We start from the raw sequence: 22,048 nt of genomic DNA, 5'->3' as shown, positions 1-22,048 counted from the left end.
CATTAAAGAATCAGAAAATTTTCGTTTTTGTTACACAATCGAGTTAAATACTCGCTTCGTTTTCTGAAAATTGTCGTTATTAATTAGTAGATTTGTAGTCATTTTAGACAGAAAATCAACACTTAGAAATGAGTTCAACACCTATAACAAAAGAAACATATTTAGAGTGGTATAAATCAATGCTACTCATGCGTAAGTTTGAAGAAAAAACAGGTCAGCTTTATGGCCAACAAAAAATTCGTGGTTTTTGTCACTTATACATTGGTCAAGAAGCAGTAGTTGCTGGAACAATGTCGGTCATCAAACCTGAAGATTCATTGATTACAGCTTATCGTGACCACGCGCATGCCTTAGCAAAAGGTGTTTCTGCGGACGCATGTATGGCTGAGATGTTTGGAAAAATCACTGGATGTTCAAAAGGTAAAGGTGGTTCAATGCACTTTTTCTCTAAAGAACACAAGATGATGGGTGGACACGGTATCGTTGGAGGTCAAATTCCTTTAGGTGCTGGTATTGCTTTTGCTGAAAAATATTTAGGCACAAACAATGTGAACATCTGTTACATGGGTGATGGTGCTGTTCGTCAAGGAGCTTTTAACGAAACCCTAAATATGGCGATGTTATGGAAACTTCCAGTAATTTTTGTTTGTGAGAACAATGGTTACGCGATGGGAACTTCTGTAAAACGTACGACTAACATGCAGGATATTTACAAAATGGGATTAGGTTTCGATATGCCTTCTGCTCCTGTAGATGGAATGGATGTTGTTGCTGTGCATAACGCAATGGACGAAGCTGTTCAACGTGCTCGTGCAGGTGAAGGTCCAACGTTTTTAGAAATCCGTACTTACCGTTACAAAGGACACTCGATGTCTGACCCGGCTAAATACCGTACGAAAGAAGAATTAGAAGAGTTTAAAGGTCGTGACCCATTATTGGCTACAAAACATGCGATTGTAGAAAATAAATATGCGGATGACGCTTGGTTTGCAGAAGTAGATGCAGAAGTGAAGAAAACTGTAGATAATGCAGTTAAATTTGCGGAAGAATCTCCATATCCTGATGCAGACGAAATTTACAAAGATGTTTATGTTCAAGCGGATTATCCGTTTGTCAAAGACTAATGTTTAATTACTTTAACTAAATAAGATAAATTTTACACAATGGCTGAAGTAGTAAAAATGCCCAAAATGAGTGACACCATGACAGAAGGTGTTATTGCAAAATGGCACAAAAAAGTAGGTGACAAAGTAAATTCGGGTGACCTAGTTGCAGAAATCGAAACAGATAAAGCAACCATGGATTTTGAATCTTACCAAGAAGGAACTTTATTATATATTGGCCCAAAAGAAGGCGAAGCTGTAGCAATTGATGCAGTAATCGCAGTTTTGGGTGAAGAAGGTGAAGATTATCAAGCGTTATTAGCTGAAGGAGCAGGTGATTCCAAAGCTGATGACCAGAAATCGAACGATAAAAAAGAAGAGAAAGATTCTAAAAAAAAGGATTCTGGAAATTCTTCAGAAGAACCAGCAGCTGATGCTTCTTCTTCAGTAACTGCTGAAGACTTAGGCGTAACGGTAATCACGATGCCTTTGTTGAGTGATACGATGACTGAAGGTGTGATTGCTCAGTGGAATTTCAAAGTTGGGGACGCAATCAAATCGGATGACGCAATCGCTGATGTAGAAACAGATAAGGCAACAATGGAAGTTACTGCTTATGCAGAAGGAACATTGCTTTATGTAGGTCTTGAAGCTGGCGAAGCGGCCAAAGTAAATGATATTATCGCAATCGTTGGTCCTGAAGGAACAGACGTTACTCCTTTGTTGAACCAAAAATCTGCTCCTGCGAAACCTGCAGAAAAAGCAGCTGATAACAAAGAAGCTTCATCTAGCTCAGAGGCTAAACAAGCTCCTGAAGCTGCCGCTGAAACATCTTCTTCTGATGATGATTCACGTGTTAAAGCATCGCCTTTAGCAAGAAAAATTGCGAAAGATAAAGGCATTAAACTTTCCGACGTGAAAGGTTCTGCTGATGGCGGAAGAATTGTGAAAAAGGATGTCGAAAGCTTCGTGCCTTCGGCTAAACCTGTAGCTCAAGCTGATGCAAGTGCTCCAAAAACAGAAACAAAATCAATCAGCCTTCCTCAATACATTGGCGAAGAAAAATATACTGAGCAGAAAGTTTCGCAAATGCGCAAAACAATCGCTCGCCGCTTAGGTGAATCTTTATTTACTGCACCGCACTTCTATTTGACAATCAGCATCGACATGGATAATGCTATGGCTGCTCGCGCGCAAATCAACGATGTGGCTCCAGTGAAGGTTTCATTTAACGATATCGTGATTAAAGCTTGTGCGATTGCATTGAAACAACACCCTGCCGTGAATTCTTCTTGGCAAGGGGATGTTATACGTTTCAATGAGCATACCAACATCGGTGTTGCTATCGCTGTAGAAGATGGGTTGTTAGTCCCAGTTGTTCGTTTTGCAGATGGAAAATCATTGTCTCATATTTCGGCGGAAGTGAAAGATTTTGCTCAAAAAGCAAAAGGTAAGAAATTGCAACCAGCAGATTGGGAAGGTTCTACATTCACAGTTTCGAACTTAGGTATGTTTGGAATTGACGAATTTACATCTATCATCAATTCGCCTGATGGAGCAATTTTATCAGTAGGTGCTATCCAACAAGTTCCAGTTGTTAAAAATGGAGCAGTTGTACCAGGAAACGTAATGAAATTAACATTAGGTTGTGACCACCGTGTGGTTGATGGAGCAACAGGTGCGGCGTTTTTACAAACGTTAAAAGGATTATTAGAAGCGCCAATTCGTTTATTGGCATAACACTACATTCACTTATACAAAAATCACTTTAGCGTCGCTAAGGTGATTTTTTTTAACCTTTAATTTTATGAAAAAATATTTTATCTGCTGCGCAATACTATGTCTTGCTTTATTTACGATTTCTTGCCAGAAAGATGAGCTGGATAAAGAATTCATCGCTGTTTATTCACAAGATTTTTTAGACAAAAATGTAGATAAGGAGCTTTCTGTTGAAGCTGGAAAAAGAAAAATTGTGGACGTATCAGTTGACGTATTAAATGGCTATGGAATAAGCTCGTCGAGTTTAACTGATGCGTTTTATTTTCAGGGAGAAGGATCGGCTTTCACTGCAATTCTAACGGTCTCGGAGGCGGATATGCTCCGAAGCGATAACCGGATTGAGCTCGTCTCGGTATATGACGATTACAACGGCGGAATAGCAGAATAGTTACATAGCCAATCACGAAATGATTGGCTTTTTTATTGCTATTCTTTAATAATTATACTATTTTGTCAAAAGAAATAGTTAATAGAGAACAAACATTTTTTAAAGCGAATTTGTGTACGAGATTTTATCAAAAGTAAGTTTAGCCCTAATCATTGCAGGATTTATTTCCTGTTCATCACCCGAAGCCAAACAATTAAAAATAGAGGAAAAGCAGTCTGAAAAGGATAGCGTTTCATTGCTTTATAATCCAGCAGAAGCAGATCCAAGAATTGATGAATTTATGAAGCGATTGCATGCTCGTTCGGGTTTTAACGGGAATGTTCTAGTTGCGAAAAAAGGGAAGATACTTTACCAAAACTCGTTTGGTTGGGCTGATTATTTATTGAAAGACAGCCTAAACATTAACTCTAAGTTTGAATTAGCATCCGTTTCAAAACCACTTACAGCGCTTGGCATCCTAAAATTAGTTCAAGAGGACAAATTAAAACTATCGCAAACTGTCAATGACTTTTACCCTGATTTTCCGTACCCCGGAATCACGATAGAACAGTTGCTCACGCATCGTTCGGGCCTGCCTAACTACGTGTATTTTTCTGATGGGATATGGAAAGATAAGAAGGTCGGGATGACCAATCAGGATGCGATGAATTTGTTGATAGAACATAAACCAAATCGCTACGGTTCTCCGAATGGACGCTTTCACTACAACAATTCCAATTTCATGGTGCTTGGTTCGATCATCGAAAAAGTAACAGGTCAGGATTTTGCGGTCTACATGATGGACAATATTTTCAAACCTGCCGGAATGAAAAATACGGCGGTCTTATCTAAAGCGGTGTATGAGAAAATTCCAACGGATGTGATTGGCCATGATAAGATTTGGAGAAGGTCGGTCGTTCAGAACTTTTTAGATGGCCCGGTTGGGGATAAAGGGATTTATAGCACGGTTCAGGATTTATATTTATTGGACATCGCCTTGAAAGAAGGGCGTGTCGTGAAAAAAGAATTATTAGATTCTGCATATGTGCCGAGAAATGATCCAAAAAGAGGTAACTTTAGCTATGGTTACGGATGGCGAACTTTTTATCCAAAAGACCATCAGATTGTGTACCATACAGGTTGGTGGCATGGTTTTAAAACTTTGTATATTCGCGATTTAACCGATGATATTACCATTGTTTTATTGACAAATATGGCAAATGCAAGTCTAAGTAATCTAGATGATTTGTATAAAATCTTAGAAATGCCTATTTTGAGACAAAATGCATATGATTCCAATGGTGATTTGGTGAATTAATTAATTATAAAACAGCAATATGAAAAAGACATTAATATTAGGAGCAAGTACAAATCCAGCACGTTATTCGTATTTAGTAGCTAACAAATTGGTTCGTAAGGGGCATGCTATCGTCAACGTTGGGCGCAAAAAAGGCGACGTTGCAGGTGTAACAATTGAACCAGCAGAAACTATTCATACGGATATTGATACAATTACTTTATATGTCGGCCCGCATAATCAGTCTGTATATTATGATTATATTATAGCTACGAATCCAAAACGCCTGATTTTTAATCCAGGGGCTGAAAATGCAGAATTGCTCAAATTAGCGAAATCAAAAGGAATCGAAACCGTCGAAGCGTGTACACTAGTGATGCTGAATACTGGACAATATTAAAGTTTTATTTTAAGAGATTTGAAAAACATTCTTTCTATAACAGATTGAATGTTTTTTTATTTTCATAGATTCGTGTTATGACCAACTGTAGTTTTATGAAAAAGTACAACCTAATCTTTGGCTTTATTTTTATCTTTTTATCTGCATCATTCAATATGCATGCTCAAACAAAGAAAAATGACCTAACCCTGTCTAAAACATTTATCAATCAAAATCTAGCAGACGCCACGTTGCAGATAAAATATTTGGACTCTCAATTAAAGCCTGAAGATATTCCGACAACGTATAAAGACGGCAAGCATGTCAACTGGGAATCGAGCTGGTGGTGTTCAGGTTTTTATCCAGGAACACTTTTGTATTTATATGAAGCTTCAAATGACAAGGCTTTGTTGGATATGGCGAAAGTAAAGCTGAAGTATCTGGAAAAAGAAAAGTACAATAAAGGGACGCATGATTTAGGCTTTATGCTCTTTTGCAGTTTTGGAAATGCTTGGCGATTGACTGACGATTCTTCCGCATACAAAGAAGTGTTGACGACAGGCGCGGAGTCATTGGCTTCCCGATTCAAGCCGATTCCAGCAACGATACGTTCTTGGGATGGAAAGCCTTGGAATTACCCGGTTATTATTGATAACATGATGAACTTGGAATTTTTATTTCAGGTTTCAAAAATTACTGGAAATCCTAAATACAAACACATTGCGGTAACGCACGCGAATACGACAACCAAAAATGCATTCCGCCCAGACTTTAGCTCTTACCATGTTGTAGACTACAACGCCGAAGACGGGACTGTTATTGCGAAGAAGACCGCACAAGGTGCTTTTGACGAATCAGCTTGGGCAAGGGGACAAGCTTGGGGCCTTTATGGCTATACGGTTATGTATCGCGAAACGAAAGATAAAAAATATTTGGAGCAGGCGAAGAATATCGCATCGTTCTATTTGAACCATCCCAACTTGCCAGAAGATTTGGTTCCATATTGGGATTTTGACCAAAACAAATTGGCTTCAGATAATAAGTATTATTCGAAGAAAGATTTGAGAGATGCTTCTGCGGCGGCTATTGCTGCTTCGGCATTATTGGAACTGGCTCAGTATAGTAAAGGGAAAGAAGGTAAGAGCTATTTGGCGAAGGCCGAAAAAATGATTCAGACACTTTCCTCAAACGAATATAAAGCGGCTAGCAAAGAGAACGGCGGATATATTTTACAACATAGCGTAGGTTCAATTCCCCACAATACGGAAATCGATGTTCCACTGACGTATGCAGATTACTATTATGTGGAAGCTTTAGTTCGCTACAAAAGATTATTGGATGGAGAGAAGGTAATTAAAAGCATTATAGATTAATCAATAGTTTATTCATCTTGCAACCTTTCGACATGAACTTAGTAAACTCCACGACACCTGCAATGTTGCTGATTTTCTTGCTGATGATTTCACCTCACCTTTCGGCTCAACAAAAAGCTGATGATTCAAATTATAAGTTGATTTGGCAGGATGAATTTAACGTTGACGGAAAACCCGATGAGCAAAAGTGGGATTATGAACATGGATTTGTTCGCAACAATGAACCGCAATGGTATCAGCCCGAAAATGCATTTTGCAAAGATGGTTTTCTGATTATCGAAACAAGGAAGGAAAAGAAGAAAAATCCGTATTACGATTCTCAGCATAAAGATTACAGGCTGAATAGAGAATTTGCTGAATACACGTCCGCTTGCTTAATCACATTAGGAAAGTTTGATTTTACTTATGGCAAAGTGACTATGCGCGCAAAAATTGATGTTAAGCAAGGTCTTTGGCCGGCATTTTGGATGTTGGGAACCAATCGTTCTGAAGTCAATTGGCCGGCATGCGGAGAGGTAGACATCATGGAGTATTACAGGGATTATTTGCTGGCGAATGCAGCTTGGGAAGGAGAACAAGGAACAGATTGGGATGAGTCAAAATTTCCCTTAGCGACTTTAGGAGGAAAAGAATGGGCTGCGGACTTTCATGTCTGGGAAATGGTCTGGGACGAAAATCAAATCGTGATTTCTGTCGATGGAAATCTGGTGAATGAAATAAGCTTAACAAAAACAGTAAATAAAAAACAGGGAGACAATCCTTTTAAAAAACCATTTTACTTGCTGTTGAACGTCGCGTTGGGTCAAGGCGGTGAGCTTATTCCAGATGAAAATATTCCTTCGAAAATGCTCGTGGACTATGTTCGAGTTTATCAAAAGTAAGCCAATTTATCTGCCTATCTTATCTATGCATCCAATTATACCTCGAAGGAATTTGATTTCTCTGCGAGATTAGAGGCTAAAATCGGATGAATAGTTGGTAAAAAAACCGTGCGATAGCAAAACCTAAATCTATTTTATTCCGGCAAATTTTGTGTTCTCGTTTTTTTAATAAAAAATAATGTACTAATTGTTTGATAGTTAAAGAAATGTTTGTACTTTTGCAATCCCTTTATGGGGATAGTATGTCTTGAGCGAAGCCCTACTGCTTCGATGGACTTTTAATTAATTAATTTATAACATGTCAGGAATCATTGGTAAAAAAGTAGGAATGACCAGCCTGTTCAACGAAGAAGGAAAGAACATTCCTTGTACAGTAATTGAGGCTGGGCCGTGCGTGGTAACGCAGATACGTACGGAAGAGAAGGATGGCTATTCCGCTGTTCAATTAGGCTACGGTGAAGCCAAAGAAAAGAACACGACGGCTCCTCTAAAAGGGCATTTTGCGAAAGCAGGAACAACGCCTAAGCGTAAATTGGTAGAGTTTAAAACTTTTCCAGATCAAAAAAGTCTTGGTGACACAGTTGATGTAACTATTTTCGAAGTTGGCGAATTCGTTGACGTCGTAGGAACATCAAAAGGTAAAGGTTTCCAAGGGGTAATGAAGCGTCACGGATTTGGTGGTGTAGGTGGTGCGACTCACGGTCAGCACAACAGACTGCGTGCACCAGGTTCATTGGGAGCTTCATCATGGCCTTCACGTGTATTCAAAGGAATGCGCATGGCTGGTCGTATGGGTGGTGATCGAGTAAAAATTCAAAATCTACAAGTTTTGAAAATTTATGCTGATCAAAACCTTATTGTTGTTAGTGGTTCCATTCCAGGAGCTAAGGGTTCTTATGTAATCGTAGACAAATAAGAAAATGGAAGTTAACGTATTCAATTTATCAGGTAAAGAAACAGGTGCCAAGGTGCAACTGCCTGAGTCCGTATTCGGAGTAAAACCTAGCGACCATGCGATTTATTTGGATGTGAAACAATACTTAGCGAACCAACGCCAAGGAACTCACAAATCAAAACAACGTAATGAAATCGCGGGATCTACTCGTAAATTACACAAACAAAAAGGTACTGGTGGTGCTCGTGCGGGTTCTATCAAATCTCCTTTGTTCAATGGTGGTGGTCGTGTATTCGGTCCTCAACCTCGTGACTACAGCTTTAAATTAAACAAAAAATTAAAGCAATTAGCGCGTAAATCAGCATTAAGCTACAAAGCACAACAAAACAACATCGTCGTTTTAGATTCATTGACTTTCGATTCAATCAAAACTAAAAACTACGTCAACCTAGTTCAAGCATTGAACATCGCTGACGAAAAAACGTTGTTAGTGTTACCAGCTTATGATAACAATGTTTATTTATCAAGCAGAAATCTGAAAAAATCTAAGGTTGTTGCTGCTTCACAAATCAATACTTATGATTTGTTAAATGCAACGAAATTAGTATTAACAACAGATGCTGTTAAATCTTTGGAGGAAGCATTCGCTAAATAATATGGAAATTATTAAAAAACCTATTTTGACTGAGAAAGCTTCATTATTGACGGAAAAATTAAACCGTTATGCTTTCAAAGTAGATCATAGAGCTAACAAGATTCAAATCAAATCAGCTGTTGAAGCTATGTTTGGAGTAACAGTAGTTGCAGTAAACACAGCAGTTGTTGCGGGTAAAGCGAAAAGCCGTTTTACAAAAGCAGGAAATGTTTCTGGAAGAAGCCCTAAATATAAAAAAGCCATCATCACGGTGAAAGATGGCGAAACTATTGACTTTTACAGTACTTTATAATAAGAAATGGCAGTTAAAAGATTCAAACCGGTTACCCCTGGCACACGTTTCAGAGTAGGCGCAAACTACTCAGATGTTACTACAAATGTTCCTGAAAAATCATTAGTAGTTAAGATCAAGAAATCAGGTGGTCGTAATCAGTCCGGTAAAATGACTATGCGTTATCTCGGTGGGGGACATAAAAAATCATACCGATTGATAGATTTCAAACGCGATAAAAAAGATATCCCTGCAAAAGTTGCAACCATAGAATACGATCCAAATCGTACAGCACGTATTGCTTTATTGCATTATGCTGATGGTGAAAAACGTTACATCATTGCTCCTTCAGGTTTAGCCGTAGGACAAACTGTAATCGCAGGTGAATCAGTAGCCCCAGAAATTGGCAATACATTGCCACTTTCAAAAATTCCTTTAGGTTCTATCATTCATAACATTGAATTGAACCCAGGTCAGGGAGCAAGTATTGCTCGTTCTGCAGGAACTTACGCTCAATTATCTGCTCGTGACGGTAAATATGCCGTTATCAAATTGCCTTCAAGCGAGGTGCGCATGATTTTATTAACATGTGTAGCTACTATTGGTTCTGTTTCTAACTCAGAAAAAGCAAACCAAGTATTAGGTAAAGCAGGTCGTAAACGTTGGTTAGGTCGTCGTCCAAGAGTTCGTGGTGTTGCCATGAACCCAGTAGATCACCCTATGGGTGGTGGTGAAGGCCGTACCTCAGGAGGTCAACCTCGTTCACGCACAGGTGTTTTAGCCAAAGGCTTCAAAACACGTGATAAGAAGAAAACATCGAATCGTTACATCATTGAGAGAAGGAAAAAATAATGGCTCGTTCAATTAAAAAAGGTCCTTACATCGATCACAACTTAGAGAGAAAAGTTCTTTCTATGAATGAAACTAACAAGAAGTCAGTTATCAAAACATGGTCTCGCAGATCTATGATTTCTCCTGATTTTGTTGGCCATACCTTCGCAGTACACAACGGGAATAAATTTATTCCAGTTTATGTAACAGAGAACATGGTAGGTCACAAGCTTGGAGAATTTGCGCCAACGCGTACATTTAGAGGCCACGCAGAAAAGAAAAAATAATAGGTAATGGAAGCAACACAAAAACTCAAAAAATCTGTCATCATTAGACAGCGCAAAGAGCAGGAAAAGGCTCAAGTAGGAGGAGCTTCTACTGCCAAATTATTGAATTGCCCTACATCTCCGCGCAAAATGCGTCTTGTAGTGGATCTTATCCGTGGCGAAAAAGTGGAAAACGCTCTATACATCTTGAAACATACAAGTAAAGAAGCTGCCATTCGCGTTGAGAAATTATTATTATCAGCGATCAAGAATTGGGAGTCGAAAAACGAAGGTGCTAGTCTTGAAGACGGTGCTTTATATGTAAAAGAAGTATCTGTAGGCGGTGGTCGTCAATTGAAAAGATTGCGCCCAGCTCCACAAGGTCGTGGATATAGAATTCGTAAGCGTTCTAATCATGTAACTTTGGTAGTAGATAGTTTAAATAACGTTAAAACTAATTAATAATAAGAATGGGACAAAAAGCAAATCCAATAGGTAGCAGATTAGGTATCATCAAAGGATGGGATTCTAATTGGTTCGGAGGCAACAACTATTCCGACAAATTAGTTGAAGACGAAAAAATTAGAAAATATCTTTCTGTACGTATTTCAAAAGGCGGTGTAGCTAAAGTTGTTATCGAAAGAACTTTAAAACGCATCACTGTAACAATTCACACAGCTCGTCCAGGTATCGTTATCGGTAAAGGTGGTCAAGAAGTGGACAAGATCAAAGAAGAGTTGAAAAAACTGACTAAAAAGGATGTTCAAATCAACATTTTCGAGATCAAACGCCCTGAGCTAGATGCGAAATTGGTAGCAGAAGGTGTAGCTAAGCAATTAGAAGCACGTATCTCTTTCCGTCGCGCAATGAAAACTGCCATCGCATCAACTATGCGCATGGGAGCTGAAGGTATCAAAATCATGTGTTCTGGCCGTTTAGGCGGAGCAGAGATGGCTCGTACGGAGCAGTACAAAGAAGGAAGAACTCCTTTGCATACACTACGTGCAGATATCGATTACGCTTTAGCAGAAGCATTGACTACATACGGTAAAATTGGTGTTAAAGTATGGATCTGTAAAGGTGAAGTTTACGGTAAACGTGACTTATCTCCAAACATCGGACAAACTTCAGGAGTGAAAACTCGTGGTGGAAATGAAGGTGGAGCAGATCGTCGTGACAACCGTGGTGGAAACCGTGGCGGTGCTGGTGGTCGTAGAGACAACAACAACCGTGGTGGAAATCGTGGCGGTGGCGCAGGTGCACCAAAAAGAGGATAATTAATAATAAGATTTAAATTTATCTGCGTGAGCAGAAATTAATAGAATACGAACATGTTACAGCCAAAAAGAACGAAGTTCAGAAAGATGCAGAAAGGCCGCATGAAAGGTAATGCTTCTCGCGGAGCGGAATTATCTTTCGGTTCTTTCGGAATCAAATCAATGGAGCCAGCATGGATCACTAGCCGTCAAATCGAGGCAGCACGTATCGCCGTTACACGTTTCATGAAACGTGAAGGCCAAGTGTGGATCCGTATTTTCCCTGACAAACCAGTTACCAAAAAACCTGCAGAGGTTCGTATGGGTAAAGGTAAGGGAGCTCCAGAATACTGGGTAGCGGTGGTGCGCCCAGGCCGTATGTTATTTGAAGCAGAAGGTGTGCCTTTAGAAATTGCTAAAGAAGCATTGCGCCTTGCTGCACAAAAACTTCCGGTTCAAACTAAGTTTGTTATACGTAGAGATTACGTAGAAGCATAATAATCGCTGGTAATGTCCATGCGGAACTAGGAGGCCGTTACCCTTCTGCTTCACCAAGCTTGTGATAACCCAGCATAACAACTGAAATAAAATGAAAAATTCAGAAATTATCGAATTATCAACAGAGGATCTTACAGCTCGTCTTAAAGAAGAGAAAGTTGCCTTGAACAAATTGAAATTTGCACATGCTGTTTCAGCTATCGAGAACCCAAATGTTCTTAAAGCTGCTCGCAAGAATATCGCTCGTATCGCTACAGAAGTTACGAAACGTAAAAATGCAGCAAAACTAGAAACAGCCGCTGAGGCAGAATAATTAAAAGTCGAAATGGAAAGAAAATTAAGAAAAACAAGAATCGGCTTAGTAGTTAGCAACAAAATGGACAAATCCATTGTAGTGGCTGTAGAACGTAAAGTAAAGCACCCTATCTATGGTAAGTTCGTTAAAAAAACTACTAAATTTAAAGCTCATGACGAAACAAATACCTGCGGTATCGGCGATACGGTATTAATTATGGAAACTCGTCCGCTGAGTAAAACAAAGAACTGGAGATTAGTAGAAATTTTAGAAAGAGCTAAATAACATGGTACAACAAGAATCAAGACTTAATGTAGCTGACAATAGCGGTGCTAAAGAAGTTTTAGTAATCCGTGTATTGGGTGGCACGCGCAAGCGTTATGCATCGATCGGTGATAAGATTGTTGTGTCGGTGAAAAGCGCTTTGCCTTCAGGAAACGTGAAAAAAGGTTCCGTTTCAAAAGCTGTAGTAGTTCGTACGAAAAAAGAAATCCGTCGTAAAGATGGTTCTTACATTCGTTTCGATGACAACGCTGCAGTATTATTAAATAATAATGATGAGCCACGTGGAACACGTATCTTTGGCCCTGTGGCTAGAGAGTTGCGTGAGAAGCAGTTCATGAAAATTGTATCACTAGCACCGGAGGTTTTATAATCATGGCATACAAGAAACAACAAACAACTACGCACAAAATCAAAATCAAAAGTGGCGATTTAGTGAAAGTTATCGCTGGTAACTCTAAAGGTGCTCAAGGTAAAGTATTAAAGGTAGTAATTGATACTAATAGAGCATTCGTGGAAGGCGCTAACATCGTTAAAAAACACACAAAACCTAGCGCAGCTAATCCTAATGGTGGTATCATTGAGAAAGAAGCGGCTATTCATATTTCTAACTTAGCATTAATCGATCCTAAATCAGGAGAAACTACTCGCGTAGGTCGTAAGCTTAATGCGGATGGAAAAATTGTTCGTTACGCTAAAAAATCAGGGGAGGAAATTAAATAATGACTTACGTTCCAAGATTAAAAGTGAAATATGCGGAGGAAATCCGTACAGCACTTAAAGATAAGTTTCAGTACAAAAGCGTTATGCAAGTTCCAAAACTGGAAAAAATTGTCGTATCTCAAGGGATTGGCGCTGCATCATCTGACAAAAAATTAATTGACAATGCAATCGGTGAATTAACATTGATTACTGGTCAACAAGCTGTTGCAACAAAATCCAAAAAAGATATCTCCAATTTCAAATTGCGTAAAGGAATGCCTATTGGTGCTCGCGTGACATTGCGTGACAACAATATGTATGAATTTTTAGATCGTTTGATCGCTGTATCTTTGCCTCGTATTCGCGATTTCCGCGGTATCAACGATAAAGGTTTCGATGGTAGAGGAAATTATAACTTAGGTATTACAGAGCAAATCATCTTCCCAGAGATCAACATTGACAAAATCAATAAGATCCAAGGTATGGATATTACTTTTGTAACTTCAGCGCATAATGACATCGAAGCGTTAGAATTGTTGAAACAATTCGGTTTACCATTCAAAAATCAAAATACTCAAAACAATGGCTAAAGAAGGATTAAAAGCACGCGAAGTAAAGCGTCAAAAATTGGTCGCAAAGTATGCTGACAAGCGTGCAGCTCTTAAAGCTGCTGGCGATTACGCTGCTTTGGACAAATTGCCAAAAAATGCTTCGCCGGTACGTTTGCACAATCGTTGTAAATTAACTGGTCGTCCTAAAGGATATATGCGTCAATTTGGTATCTCTCGTGTAACATTCCGTGAGATGGCTTTAGACGGAAAAATCCCGGGAGTGAAAAAAGCTTCTTGGTAATTTAGAAAAAAAAGTTACTTTTGCCCTCGATAAATCTGTCAAAGATTTATCAGGGTTTTTTGCTTTGCAAATTTATGAACAGATAGTAGGTCTTCCGCTTCGGTTAGCTGGAAGAAACCGGTATCACAATTTTATATATACTAATGAATATAGATCCAATAGCGGATTACCTTACACGAGTAAGGAATGCCATCAAGGCCAACCATAGGGTTGTTGAAATTCCTGCATCGAACCTTAAGAAAGAAATTACCAAAGTTTTATTTGACAAAGGTTACATTGCTAATTACAAATTCGAAGACAATGGTCCTCAAGGCCAAATCAAAATCGCTTTGAAATACAATCCGATTAGCAAAATTCCGGCTATTCGCACATTAACTCGTGTGAGTAAACCTGGTTTAAGAAAGTATGCAGGTGTAGACAACATGCCACGTGTTTTAAACGGTTTGGGTATTGCCATTTTATCTACTTCTAAAGGAGTAATGACAGATAAAGAAGCAGTTGTACAAAACGTCGGTGGCGAGGTTTTATGTTACATTTATTAATCTAGGAAAAAACACGAAAAATGTCAAGAATTGGAAAAGCGCCTATTGCCATTCCTTCGGGAGTGACAATCGCAGTATCGGATAAGAATCTGATTACTGTTAAAGGGCCAAAAGGCGAATTAACGCAACAAGTTGACCGCGATATTACGGTTAAAGAAGAAGACGGAAACATTCTTGTTTCTCGTCCTACAGAACAAAAGAAACACAAAGCGCTACACGGACTATACCGTTCTTTATTGCACAACATGGTGATCGGTGTAACGGAAGGCTACAAATCTACTCAGGAATTAGTGGGTGTGGGTTACCGTGCTTCTAACAACGGGAATACATTGGAACTTACTTTAGGTTTCTCTCACCAGATCGTTTTTGTATTGCCAAAGGAAATTAAAGTTACAACAACTGCTGATAAGGGTAAAAACCCAACCATCACTTTAGAATCTACTGACAAACAATTGTTAGGACAAATCGCGGCGAAAATCCGTGGCTTCCGTAAACCAGAGCCTTACAAAGGAAAAGGTATCAAGTTTGAAGGTGAAGTATTGAGAAGAAAAGCAGGTAAATCAGCTAAAAAATAATAACCATGGCAGGACATAAATCATCTCGCAGAGAGCGAATAAAAAAAGGAATCAGAAAAAACCTGACAGGAACAGTTGAACGTCCGCGTTTATCTGTGTTTAGAAGTAACAAAGCAATCTATGCTCAAATTATTGATGACACAACTGGAAAGACATTAGTTTCATCTTCTTCAACATCGAAAGATTTTGTAGCAAGCGGAAATAAAGTAGATCAATCCAAAGCTGTTGGAAAATCAGTAGCAGAGAAAGCAGTTGCAGCAGGTATTAGCAAAGTAGTTTTTGACCGTAATGGGTACTTATACCATGGCCGTATTAAATCATTGGCTGAAGGTGCTCGCGAAGGCGGTTTAGACTTTTAATTTAATAAGAAAATGGCATTAAGCAATATAAAAAGAGTAAAATCAAGCGAAATTGAATTAAAAGATCGCTTAGTAAGCATCCAACGCGTTGCGAAAGTAACCAAAGGTGGTCGTACTTTTAGCTTCTCAGCAATCGTTGTTGTCGGTGACGAAAATGGTATCGTAGGTTACGGTTTAGGTAAAGCTAAAGAGGTAACTGAAGCGATTACTAAAGGTATCGATGATGCGAAAAAGAACTTAGTTAAAGTTCCTATTATCAAAGGAACAGTTCCTCATGAGCAATACGGTAAATATTCAGGCGGTTCAGTATTGATCAAACCAGCTGTTCACGGTACAGGTGTACTTGCAGGTGGTGCGATGCGTGCAGTATTAGAGTCTGCTGGAATTACCGACGTATTGGCGAAATCATTAGGTTCTTCTAACCCACACAACGTGGTAAAAGCAACTGTTGATGCTTTAGCAAATATGCGCGATGCATACACAGTAGCTCAACACCGCGGTGTCGATTTAAACAAAGTATTTAACGGTTAATATCATGGCAAAAATCAAAATCACCCAGATAAAGAGCGTTATCGACAGAAGCGAGCGCCAAAAGAAAACTATCGAAGCATTAGGTTTGAAAAAAATCAATCAATCGGTAGAAGTAGAAGCTACACCTGCCATCATCGGGATGGTAAGAAAAGTGAATCACTTAGTAGCTATCGAAGCAATTTAATTGAAAATGGAAAGTGTTTTATAACATTTTCCATTTCCTATTATTCATCAATTTTTTAATCGTTGCGTCCTGTTTAGTGAGAGCGAAGGCGTAACACAATTCATTTAAAAATGAACTTAAGTAATTTAAAACCTGCAAAAGGTTCTATCAAAAGTAGCAAGCGTATTGGTCGTGGTACAGGTTCTGGTCGTGGTGGTACTTCCACTCGCGGTCATAAAGGTGCTGGATCTCGTTCTGGTAACAAAACGAAAATCGGTTTCGAAGGTGGTCAAATGCCTTTGCAACGTCGTGTGCCTAAATTCGGTTTCAAAAACATCAACCGTGTAGAATACGTTGGCGTAAACTTAGACGTATTGCAAGCTTTAGTTGAGAAGTTTTCTTTAACAACTTTAGACTTTGATACATTAAAAGAACATGGTTTAGTATCTAAAAACGATTTAGTGAAAGTTTTAGGACGTGGAGAATTCACTTCTAAAATTGAAATTAAAGCACACGCATTTTCAGCTACTGCTCAAAAAGCAATAGAAGCTGCAGGTGGTTCTATTGTAAAACTTTAGTATACATGAAGAAACTAATCACAACCTTAACCAATATATGGAAGATAGAAGATCTACGTAACCGTATTTTAAATACGTTATTGTTTCTTCTAATTTACCGTGTCGGATGTCACGTGGTATTGCCAGGTGTTAATCCAGAGGCACTGGTAGTCAACAGAGGTGATGGCGGAAACGACATCATGGATTTGATAAATATGTTTGCTGGTGGATCGTTTTCACGAGCTGCTATTTTTGCTTTGGGTGTGATGCCGTATATCTCTGCATCGATTGTGGTGCAGTTATTAGGAATTGCTGTTCCTTCATTCCAAAAAATGCAAAAGGAAGGCGAGTCTGGTCGTAAGAAAATGAACCAGATTACTCGTTACCTGACTTTAGCAATTACGTTAGTTCAAGCATTTGCTTACGTAAGAACTCAAATTGGCCCAGAGGCGAAAACGCTTGCTGACCCAATGTTCACGATTCTTACAGCAATTGTCCTTACTGCAGGTACATTATTTGTTATGTGGTTAGGTGAGCGTATTACGGATAAAGGAATTGGAAATGGTATTTCTTTAATCATTATGTCTGGTATTATTGCACAATTACCTGCTGGTATTTCTGCAGAATGGGCGTCTAGAATGAGTCCTAGTGGCGGTGGTCCAATTCCATTGTTATTAGAATTCGTTGCTTTATTCTTCGTAGTTATATTCACAATTATGGTAGTGCAAGGTGTTCGTAAAATCCCTGTACAGTATGCGAAGAAAATTGTTGGTAACAAACAAGTTGGTGGCGTTCGTCAGTATATCCCTTTAAAGGTCAATGCTGCCGGTGTAATGCCGATCATTTTCGCGCAAGCAATCATGTTCTTGCCGATGTCATTATCACAGTTCTTTCCAAACGTACAGTCGGAGTTTCTTACATCTTTAAGTAATTATACTTCGGTTACCTACAACGTAGTGTTTGCTTTATTAATTATTGCATTTACATTTTTCTACACAGCCATCATGGTGAATCCTCAACAAATGTCTGAGGATATGAAGAAAAATGGTGGATTTATCCCAGGTGTTAAACCAGGATATGAAACCAACTTGTACATTGATAATGTGATTTCTCACATTACTTTCCCAGGCGCGATCTTTATTGCAATTATTGCAATCATGCCTGCGATCGCAAGTTTGTTTGGTGTCAATAACCAATTTGCACACTTCTTTGGAGGTACATCATTGCTAATTTTAGTTGGTGTTGTATTAGACACGTTGCAACAAATCGAAAGTCATTTATTGATGCGTCATTACGATGGATTGATGAAGACTGGACGCGTGAAAGGTAGATCTTCTGCTACGGTAGAAGGTATTGATCAATCCGCAATTTAATATTCTGCATGTCTAAAGTTTATTATAAAACTGAAGAAGAAATTGAACAAGTGCGAGAGTCAGCAAATGTACTCTCGCAATTGCTTGTTGAAATTGCCAAGGAAGTAAAACCCGGAATCACAACTTTATCTTTGGATAAGCTTGCTTTCGACTTCATTCAAGATCACGGAGGCACGCCCGCATTTTTGAATTATCATGGTTTCCCGTATTCGCTTTGTATCTCTGTAAATGATCAGATCGTACATGGCTTTCCGAGCGACTATGTGCTTAAAGATGGCGATATTGTTTCTGTTGATGGCGGTGTGACGTTAAACGGATTTATTTCTGATTCAGCTTATACCTTTGGAGTCGGTGAGATTTCTGCTGAAGCACAACAATTACTTGATGTAACGAAGGCTTCATTGTATAAAGGAATTGAACAGGCTGTGGTAGGGAAGCGAGTAGGCGATATCTCATATGCAGTACAAGAACATGTGGCACCTTATAATTATGGCGTTGTTCGCGAGTTGGTAGGACATGGAGTCGGTTTTCATTTGCATGAAAAACCAGAAGTTCCAAACTACGGAAAGCGCGGAGTAGGGCCAAAATTAGAACAAGGTCTTGTCATTTGTATAGAACCAATGATCAATGCCGGTAAAGCGGGCGTTAAGTTTTGGGAGGATGGATGGACAGTCAGTACAATCGATGGAAAGCTATCTGCACATTTCGAACAAATGGTTTCTATTCAAAAAGGCAAACCAGATGTTTTATTAAATTTTGAAGCAATCGAGAAAGTTTTAGATAAAAAGTAATTGATATTCAATTAATTTATTTATCTTTGCACTCCTGTTTATACAGGCTATTTAAACGTTAATCAGCAATAATTTATGGCTAAACAAGCCTCAATAGAACAAGACGGGATTATTAGAGAAGCACTTTCTAACGCAATGTTTAGAGTAGAGTTAGAGAACGGACATGAGATTATCGCTCATATCTCAGGTAAAATGCGCATGCATTACATTAAAATTCTACCTGGTGATAAAGTGAAATTGGAAATGTCTCCTTACGATTTAACAAAAGGAAGAATTACATACCGTTACAAATAGTAACAGATCTGCGAAGATCAGCTTTTAAAAATAGTATAAAATGAAAGTAAGAGCATCAATCAAAAAACGTAGCGCGGATTGCAAGATTATTCGCCGCAAAGGAAAAGTTTTTGTAATTAACAAAAAGAACCCTAAGTACAAGCAACGTCAAGGGTAGTTTATTAACATAATCGCTTAAAGTATTATATGGCAAGGATATCAGGTATAGATTTACCTAAAAACAAAAGAGGTGTAATAGGCCTTACTTACATTTTCGGTGTCGGACGTGCTACTGCTGCTTATATCTTAGATAAAGCAGAAATTAGCCATGACGTCAAAGTTCAAGAGTGGAACGATGATCAATTGGCGGCAATTCGTACAATCATTAATGACGAAATCAAAGTAGAAGGTGCATTGCGCTCAGAAGTTCAATTGAACATCAAACGTTTGATGGACATTGGATGTTACCGTGGCTTACGTCACCGTAAACACTTACCTGTTCGTGGTCAACGTACTAAGAACAATACGCGTACTCGTAAAGGTAAACGTAAAACAGTTGCAAACAAGAAAAAGGCTACTAAATAATAATTAAGAAAAATGGCTAAAAGTAAAAAAGTTGCTAAAAAGCGTATTGTCGTTATCGAGCCAATTGGCCAAGCGCACATCAATGCTACTTTTAACAACATCATTGTAACTTTGACAAACAACCAAGGTCAAACTATTTCATGGTCAAGTGCTGGTAAAATGGGCTTCAGAGGTTCTAAAAAGAATACTCCGTATGCAGCAGGTCAAGCAGCGAATGATTGTGGTAAAGTAGCTTACGATTTAGGATTGCGTAAAGTTGAAGTTTTCGTAAAAGGTCCAGGTGCTGGACGTGAATCTGCGATTCGTACATTGCAAACAGTTGGTATTGATGTAACTACTATTAAAGACATCACTCCACTTCCACACAATGGTTGTCGTCCTCCAAAACGCAGAAGAGTTTAATTAATTAGTGTTTAATAGATAAGATTCTTCAGCTACAGGCTGAAAGATACTTTAAACAGAAGAAAAAAAATGGCAAGATATACAGGACCTAAGTCCAAAATCGCTCGTAAATTCAGAGAACCAATTTTTGGTCCAGATAAAGCGTTAGAAAAAAAGAATTATCCTCCTGGTCAACATGGACCATCTAAAAGAAGAGGAAAACAATCTGAATATGCTGTTCAGTTGTTAGAAAAACAAAAAGCAAAATATACTTACGGTGTATTAGAGCGTCAATTTGCTAACTTATTTGCAAAGGCTTCCTCTAAACATGGTATTACAGGTGAGATCTTCTTGAAATTATTAGAAGCTCGTTTGGATAATACAGTTTACCGTTTAGGTATCGCTCCAACTCGTTCTGCGGCACGTCAGTTGGTATCTCACAAACACATTACTGTTAACGGCAGTGTCGTTAACATCCCATCATATAGTTTACGTCCAGGTGATGTAATTACTGTACGTGAGCGTTCTCAATCATTAGAAGCTATCACAACTTCAGTTGAAGGTAGAAAAATCAACAAATTCTCTTGGTTAGAGTGGAACGCAAACGAACTTTCTGGTACTTTCTTAAGTTACCCTGAAAGAACAGACATTCCTGAGAATATCAAAGAGAACTTAATCGTAGAGTTATACTCTAAATAATAAATAACAGAAGAATGCATATTTGATTATGCTTTCTTCTGTTGTATATAAATTATTGTTACAAAAACTTTTAAAAGAAATTAAATGGCAATTTTAGCATTTCAAAGACCAGATAAAGTAATCATGCAAAAATCAACAGATTTTGATGGTTCCTTCGAATTTCGTCCATTAGAACCAGGATTTGGTGTAACTATTGGTAATGCTTTACGCCGTATTTTATTGTCCTCGTTAGAAGGATATGCAATTACGTCGATAAGGTTTTCAGGCGTTTCGCATGAATTTTCTACAATTAAAGGTATTGTAGAAGACGTTACCGAGATCATCTTGAATTTGAAACAAGTTCGTTTCCAAAAATCAGGTGAGCAAGGTGATAGCGAAAAAATATTCGTGGTTATCAAAGGTCAAGATCAATTTAAAGCTGGTGACATCACAAAATTCTCTAATAATTTTACAGTTTTAAATCCTGATTTGGTTATTTGCAACATGGATAGTTCAGTTACGATTGAACTTGAATTAGCTGTTGGAAAAGGCCGTGGATATGTTAATGCTGAAGAAAATAAAGTTTCTGATGGTCCTGTAGGTGTAATCGCAATCGATTCAATCTATACGCCAATCAAGAATGTTAAATACACAATCGAAAATTATCGTGTTGAACAAAAAACCGATTATGAGAAATTGTTATTGGACATTTCTACAGATGGTTCTATCCATCCTGAAGATGCCTTGAAAGAAGCTGCTCGTATTTTGATTCAACACTTCATGTTGTTCTCTGACGAAAATATGTTGTTAGAGTCTCAAACTAAAGAAGAAACGAAAGTTGTAGACGAAGAAATTTTACACATGCGTAAAATTTTGAAAACAGAATTAGTAGACTTAGACCTTTCAGTGCGCGCATTGAACTGTTTGAAAGCTGCTGATATCCGTACTTTATCCGAGTTAGTAACGTATGACGTAGCTGACATGTTGAAGTTCCGTAACTTCGGTAAAAAATCATTGAGCGAAATTCAAGAATTAGTTAAATCAAAAGGTTTATCTTTTGGTATGAACTTGTCTAAATACAAATTAGACGAAGAATAATAAGTAAATAATTTAAAGCGACCTGTTGCATAATTCCTCTTTGACAAAGTAAAAATTCAAAATTCAAAATTCAAAATTAAAAAAGTTTACACGCTTCCAGATTTTGAATTATAACTTTTGAATTTTGAATTAAAAGAACGGTATGCACAAACACAAAAAC

At 38.3% G+C, this 22,048-nt stretch carries 35 protein-coding genes; all 35 read left to right on the top strand.

The genetic code is table 11. The annotated features are described in order from the left end of the window. Positions 1-128: 128 nt before the first annotated feature. On the top strand, positions 129-1,124 hold the full coding sequence (gene pdhA, locus C4F49_RS08875; RefSeq protein WP_196935509.1) for a pyruvate dehydrogenase (acetyl-transferring) E1 component subunit alpha: 996 nt from the start codon (positions 129-131) through the stop codon (positions 1,122-1,124). 39 nt (positions 1,125-1,163) lie between these two features. Further along, positions 1,164-2,843 (top strand): pyruvate dehydrogenase complex dihydrolipoamide acetyltransferase, encoded by a 1,680-nt coding sequence (locus tag C4F49_RS08870; RefSeq protein ID WP_196935508.1) that lies wholly within the window; start codon positions 1,164-1,166, stop codon positions 2,841-2,843. Between the two features lie 67 nt (positions 2,844-2,910). Continuing rightward, entirely contained in the window at positions 2,911-3,270 is a 360-nt protein-coding gene (locus C4F49_RS08865; RefSeq protein ID WP_196935507.1) for a hypothetical protein, read from the top strand. Between the two features lie 112 nt (positions 3,271-3,382). Then, on the top strand, positions 3,383-4,567 hold the full coding sequence (locus tag C4F49_RS08860) for a serine hydrolase domain-containing protein (protein WP_196935506.1): 1,185 nt from the start codon (positions 3,383-3,385) through the stop codon (positions 4,565-4,567). Between the two features lie 19 nt (positions 4,568-4,586). Then, positions 4,587-4,946, top strand: a complete 360-nt coding sequence (locus tag C4F49_RS08855; RefSeq protein WP_196935505.1) for a CoA-binding protein — start codon at positions 4,587-4,589, stop codon at positions 4,944-4,946. Between the two features lie 95 nt (positions 4,947-5,041). After that, a complete protein-coding gene (locus tag C4F49_RS08850; RefSeq protein ID WP_196935504.1) occupies positions 5,042-6,298 on the top strand; it encodes a glycoside hydrolase family 88 protein in 1,257 nt (418 codons plus the stop codon). A gap of 32 nt (positions 6,299-6,330) precedes the next feature. After that, positions 6,331-7,179, top strand: a complete 849-nt coding sequence (locus tag C4F49_RS08845) for a glycoside hydrolase family 16 protein (protein ID WP_196935503.1) — start codon at positions 6,331-6,333, stop codon at positions 7,177-7,179. A 298-nt stretch (positions 7,180-7,477) separates the two neighbouring features. Continuing rightward, complete coding sequence (rplC, locus tag C4F49_RS08840) at positions 7,478-8,095, top strand: 50S ribosomal protein L3 (RefSeq protein ID WP_196935502.1); 618 nt, start codon at positions 7,478-7,480, stop codon at positions 8,093-8,095. Positions 8,096-8,099: 4 nt separating this feature from the next. Continuing rightward, on the top strand, positions 8,100-8,729 hold the full coding sequence (gene rplD / locus C4F49_RS08835) for a 50S ribosomal protein L4 (protein WP_196935501.1): 630 nt from the start codon (positions 8,100-8,102) through the stop codon (positions 8,727-8,729). A 1-nt stretch (position 8,730) separates the two neighbouring features. Further along, positions 8,731-9,021 carry a 50S ribosomal protein L23 gene (gene rplW, locus C4F49_RS08830; protein ID WP_196935500.1) on the top strand — a complete coding sequence of 97 codons (291 nt, stop codon included), beginning with the start codon at positions 8,731-8,733 and terminating at the stop codon, positions 9,019-9,021. 6 nt (positions 9,022-9,027) lie between these two features. Further along, positions 9,028-9,852 carry a 50S ribosomal protein L2 gene (gene rplB, locus C4F49_RS08825; protein ID WP_196935499.1) on the top strand — a complete coding sequence of 275 codons (825 nt, stop codon included), beginning with the start codon at positions 9,028-9,030 and terminating at the stop codon, positions 9,850-9,852. Continuing rightward, positions 9,852-10,118, top strand: coding sequence for a 30S ribosomal protein S19 (rpsS, locus tag C4F49_RS08820; RefSeq protein WP_002997495.1), 267 nt, complete (start codon positions 9,852-9,854; stop codon positions 10,116-10,118). Before rplB ends, rpsS begins: the two co-directional genes overlap by 1 nt. Positions 10,119-10,124: 6 nt before the next feature. Further along, a complete protein-coding gene (gene rplV, locus C4F49_RS08815) occupies positions 10,125-10,559 on the top strand; it encodes a 50S ribosomal protein L22 (RefSeq protein ID WP_196935498.1) in 435 nt (144 codons plus the stop codon). Positions 10,560-10,567: 8 nt separating this feature from the next. Beyond that, the gene (rpsC, locus tag C4F49_RS08810; protein WP_196935497.1) at positions 10,568-11,374 is read left to right on the top strand and encodes a 30S ribosomal protein S3; all 807 of its coding nucleotides are present in this window, start codon (positions 10,568-10,570) and stop codon (positions 11,372-11,374) included. A gap of 54 nt (positions 11,375-11,428) precedes the next feature. After that, positions 11,429-11,851 carry a 50S ribosomal protein L16 gene (rplP, locus tag C4F49_RS08805; protein WP_196935496.1) on the top strand — a complete coding sequence of 141 codons (423 nt, stop codon included), beginning with the start codon at positions 11,429-11,431 and terminating at the stop codon, positions 11,849-11,851. A 91-nt stretch (positions 11,852-11,942) separates the two neighbouring features. Then, positions 11,943-12,164, top strand: a complete 222-nt coding sequence (gene rpmC / locus C4F49_RS08800) for a 50S ribosomal protein L29 (protein ID WP_196935495.1) — start codon at positions 11,943-11,945, stop codon at positions 12,162-12,164. Positions 12,165-12,176: 12 nt separating this feature from the next. Beyond that, a complete protein-coding gene (gene rpsQ / locus C4F49_RS08795) occupies positions 12,177-12,431 on the top strand; it encodes a 30S ribosomal protein S17 (protein WP_136900226.1) in 255 nt (84 codons plus the stop codon). A gap of 1 nt (position 12,432) precedes the next feature. Then, positions 12,433-12,801 carry a 50S ribosomal protein L14 gene (gene rplN / locus C4F49_RS08790; RefSeq protein ID WP_196935494.1) on the top strand — a complete coding sequence of 123 codons (369 nt, stop codon included), beginning with the start codon at positions 12,433-12,435 and terminating at the stop codon, positions 12,799-12,801. A gap of 2 nt (positions 12,802-12,803) precedes the next feature. Then, positions 12,804-13,151, top strand: coding sequence for a 50S ribosomal protein L24 (gene rplX / locus C4F49_RS08785; protein ID WP_336244682.1), 348 nt, complete (start codon positions 12,804-12,806; stop codon positions 13,149-13,151). Then, positions 13,151-13,720, top strand: coding sequence for a 50S ribosomal protein L5 (gene rplE, locus C4F49_RS08780; RefSeq protein ID WP_196935493.1), 570 nt, complete (start codon positions 13,151-13,153; stop codon positions 13,718-13,720). Before rplX ends, rplE begins: the two co-directional genes overlap by 1 nt. Further along, the gene (gene rpsN, locus C4F49_RS08775) at positions 13,713-13,982 is read left to right on the top strand and encodes a 30S ribosomal protein S14 (RefSeq protein ID WP_196935492.1); all 270 of its coding nucleotides are present in this window, start codon (positions 13,713-13,715) and stop codon (positions 13,980-13,982) included. The genes rplE and rpsN overlap by 8 nt, the downstream gene beginning before the upstream one ends. Positions 13,983-14,125: 143 nt before the next feature. Then, complete coding sequence (rpsH, locus tag C4F49_RS08770) at positions 14,126-14,524, top strand: 30S ribosomal protein S8 (protein ID WP_196935491.1); 399 nt, start codon at positions 14,126-14,128, stop codon at positions 14,522-14,524. Positions 14,525-14,544: 20 nt separating this feature from the next. Continuing rightward, on the top strand, positions 14,545-15,099 hold the full coding sequence (gene rplF / locus C4F49_RS08765) for a 50S ribosomal protein L6 (RefSeq protein WP_196935490.1): 555 nt from the start codon (positions 14,545-14,547) through the stop codon (positions 15,097-15,099). Positions 15,100-15,104: 5 nt separating this feature from the next. Continuing rightward, positions 15,105-15,458: a 50S ribosomal protein L18 gene (gene rplR, locus C4F49_RS08760; RefSeq protein ID WP_196935489.1), complete on the top strand. Its 354-nt coding sequence runs from the start codon at positions 15,105-15,107 to the stop codon at positions 15,456-15,458. A gap of 12 nt (positions 15,459-15,470) precedes the next feature. Then, positions 15,471-15,989: a 30S ribosomal protein S5 gene (rpsE, locus tag C4F49_RS08755; protein WP_196935488.1), complete on the top strand. Its 519-nt coding sequence runs from the start codon at positions 15,471-15,473 to the stop codon at positions 15,987-15,989. Positions 15,990-15,993: 4 nt separating this feature from the next. Next, complete coding sequence (rpmD, locus tag C4F49_RS08750; RefSeq protein ID WP_196935487.1) at positions 15,994-16,173, top strand: 50S ribosomal protein L30; 180 nt, start codon at positions 15,994-15,996, stop codon at positions 16,171-16,173. A 110-nt stretch (positions 16,174-16,283) separates the two neighbouring features. After that, a complete protein-coding gene (gene rplO, locus C4F49_RS08745; RefSeq protein WP_196935486.1) occupies positions 16,284-16,730 on the top strand; it encodes a 50S ribosomal protein L15 in 447 nt (148 codons plus the stop codon). Positions 16,731-16,735: 5 nt separating this feature from the next. Further along, positions 16,736-18,082: a preprotein translocase subunit SecY gene (gene secY, locus C4F49_RS08740; protein ID WP_196935485.1), complete on the top strand. Its 1,347-nt coding sequence runs from the start codon at positions 16,736-16,738 to the stop codon at positions 18,080-18,082. Positions 18,083-18,090: 8 nt separating this feature from the next. Further along, positions 18,091-18,873 carry a type I methionyl aminopeptidase gene (gene map / locus C4F49_RS08735; protein ID WP_196935484.1) on the top strand — a complete coding sequence of 261 codons (783 nt, stop codon included), beginning with the start codon at positions 18,091-18,093 and terminating at the stop codon, positions 18,871-18,873. 75 nt (positions 18,874-18,948) lie between these two features. Further along, positions 18,949-19,167, top strand: coding sequence for a translation initiation factor IF-1 (gene infA / locus C4F49_RS08730; RefSeq protein ID WP_002997456.1), 219 nt, complete (start codon positions 18,949-18,951; stop codon positions 19,165-19,167). Positions 19,168-19,207: 40 nt separating this feature from the next. Continuing rightward, entirely contained in the window at positions 19,208-19,324 is a 117-nt protein-coding gene (rpmJ, locus tag C4F49_RS08725) for a 50S ribosomal protein L36 (protein WP_038702005.1), read from the top strand. A gap of 29 nt (positions 19,325-19,353) precedes the next feature. Beyond that, positions 19,354-19,731, top strand: a complete 378-nt coding sequence (rpsM, locus tag C4F49_RS08720) for a 30S ribosomal protein S13 (RefSeq protein ID WP_196935483.1) — start codon at positions 19,354-19,356, stop codon at positions 19,729-19,731. 12 nt (positions 19,732-19,743) lie between these two features. After that, a complete protein-coding gene (gene rpsK, locus C4F49_RS08715; RefSeq protein ID WP_196935482.1) occupies positions 19,744-20,133 on the top strand; it encodes a 30S ribosomal protein S11 in 390 nt (129 codons plus the stop codon). A 69-nt stretch (positions 20,134-20,202) separates the two neighbouring features. Continuing rightward, the gene (gene rpsD, locus C4F49_RS08710) at positions 20,203-20,811 is read left to right on the top strand and encodes a 30S ribosomal protein S4 (RefSeq protein ID WP_196935481.1); all 609 of its coding nucleotides are present in this window, start codon (positions 20,203-20,205) and stop codon (positions 20,809-20,811) included. A gap of 84 nt (positions 20,812-20,895) precedes the next feature. Continuing rightward, entirely contained in the window at positions 20,896-21,888 is a 993-nt protein-coding gene (locus C4F49_RS08705) for a DNA-directed RNA polymerase subunit alpha (RefSeq protein ID WP_196935480.1), read from the top strand. The last annotated feature ends 160 nt before the right edge of the window (positions 21,889-22,048 follow it).

Origin of the sequence: Sphingobacterium hungaricum, from assembly GCF_015210005.1 — a bacterium.
Classification (GTDB): Bacteria; Bacteroidota; Bacteroidia; order Sphingobacteriales; family Sphingobacteriaceae; genus Sphingobacterium; species Sphingobacterium hungaricum.
The sequence above is the reverse complement of the archived record's forward strand: the minus strand, read 5'-3'. Positions and strand labels throughout refer to the sequence as shown.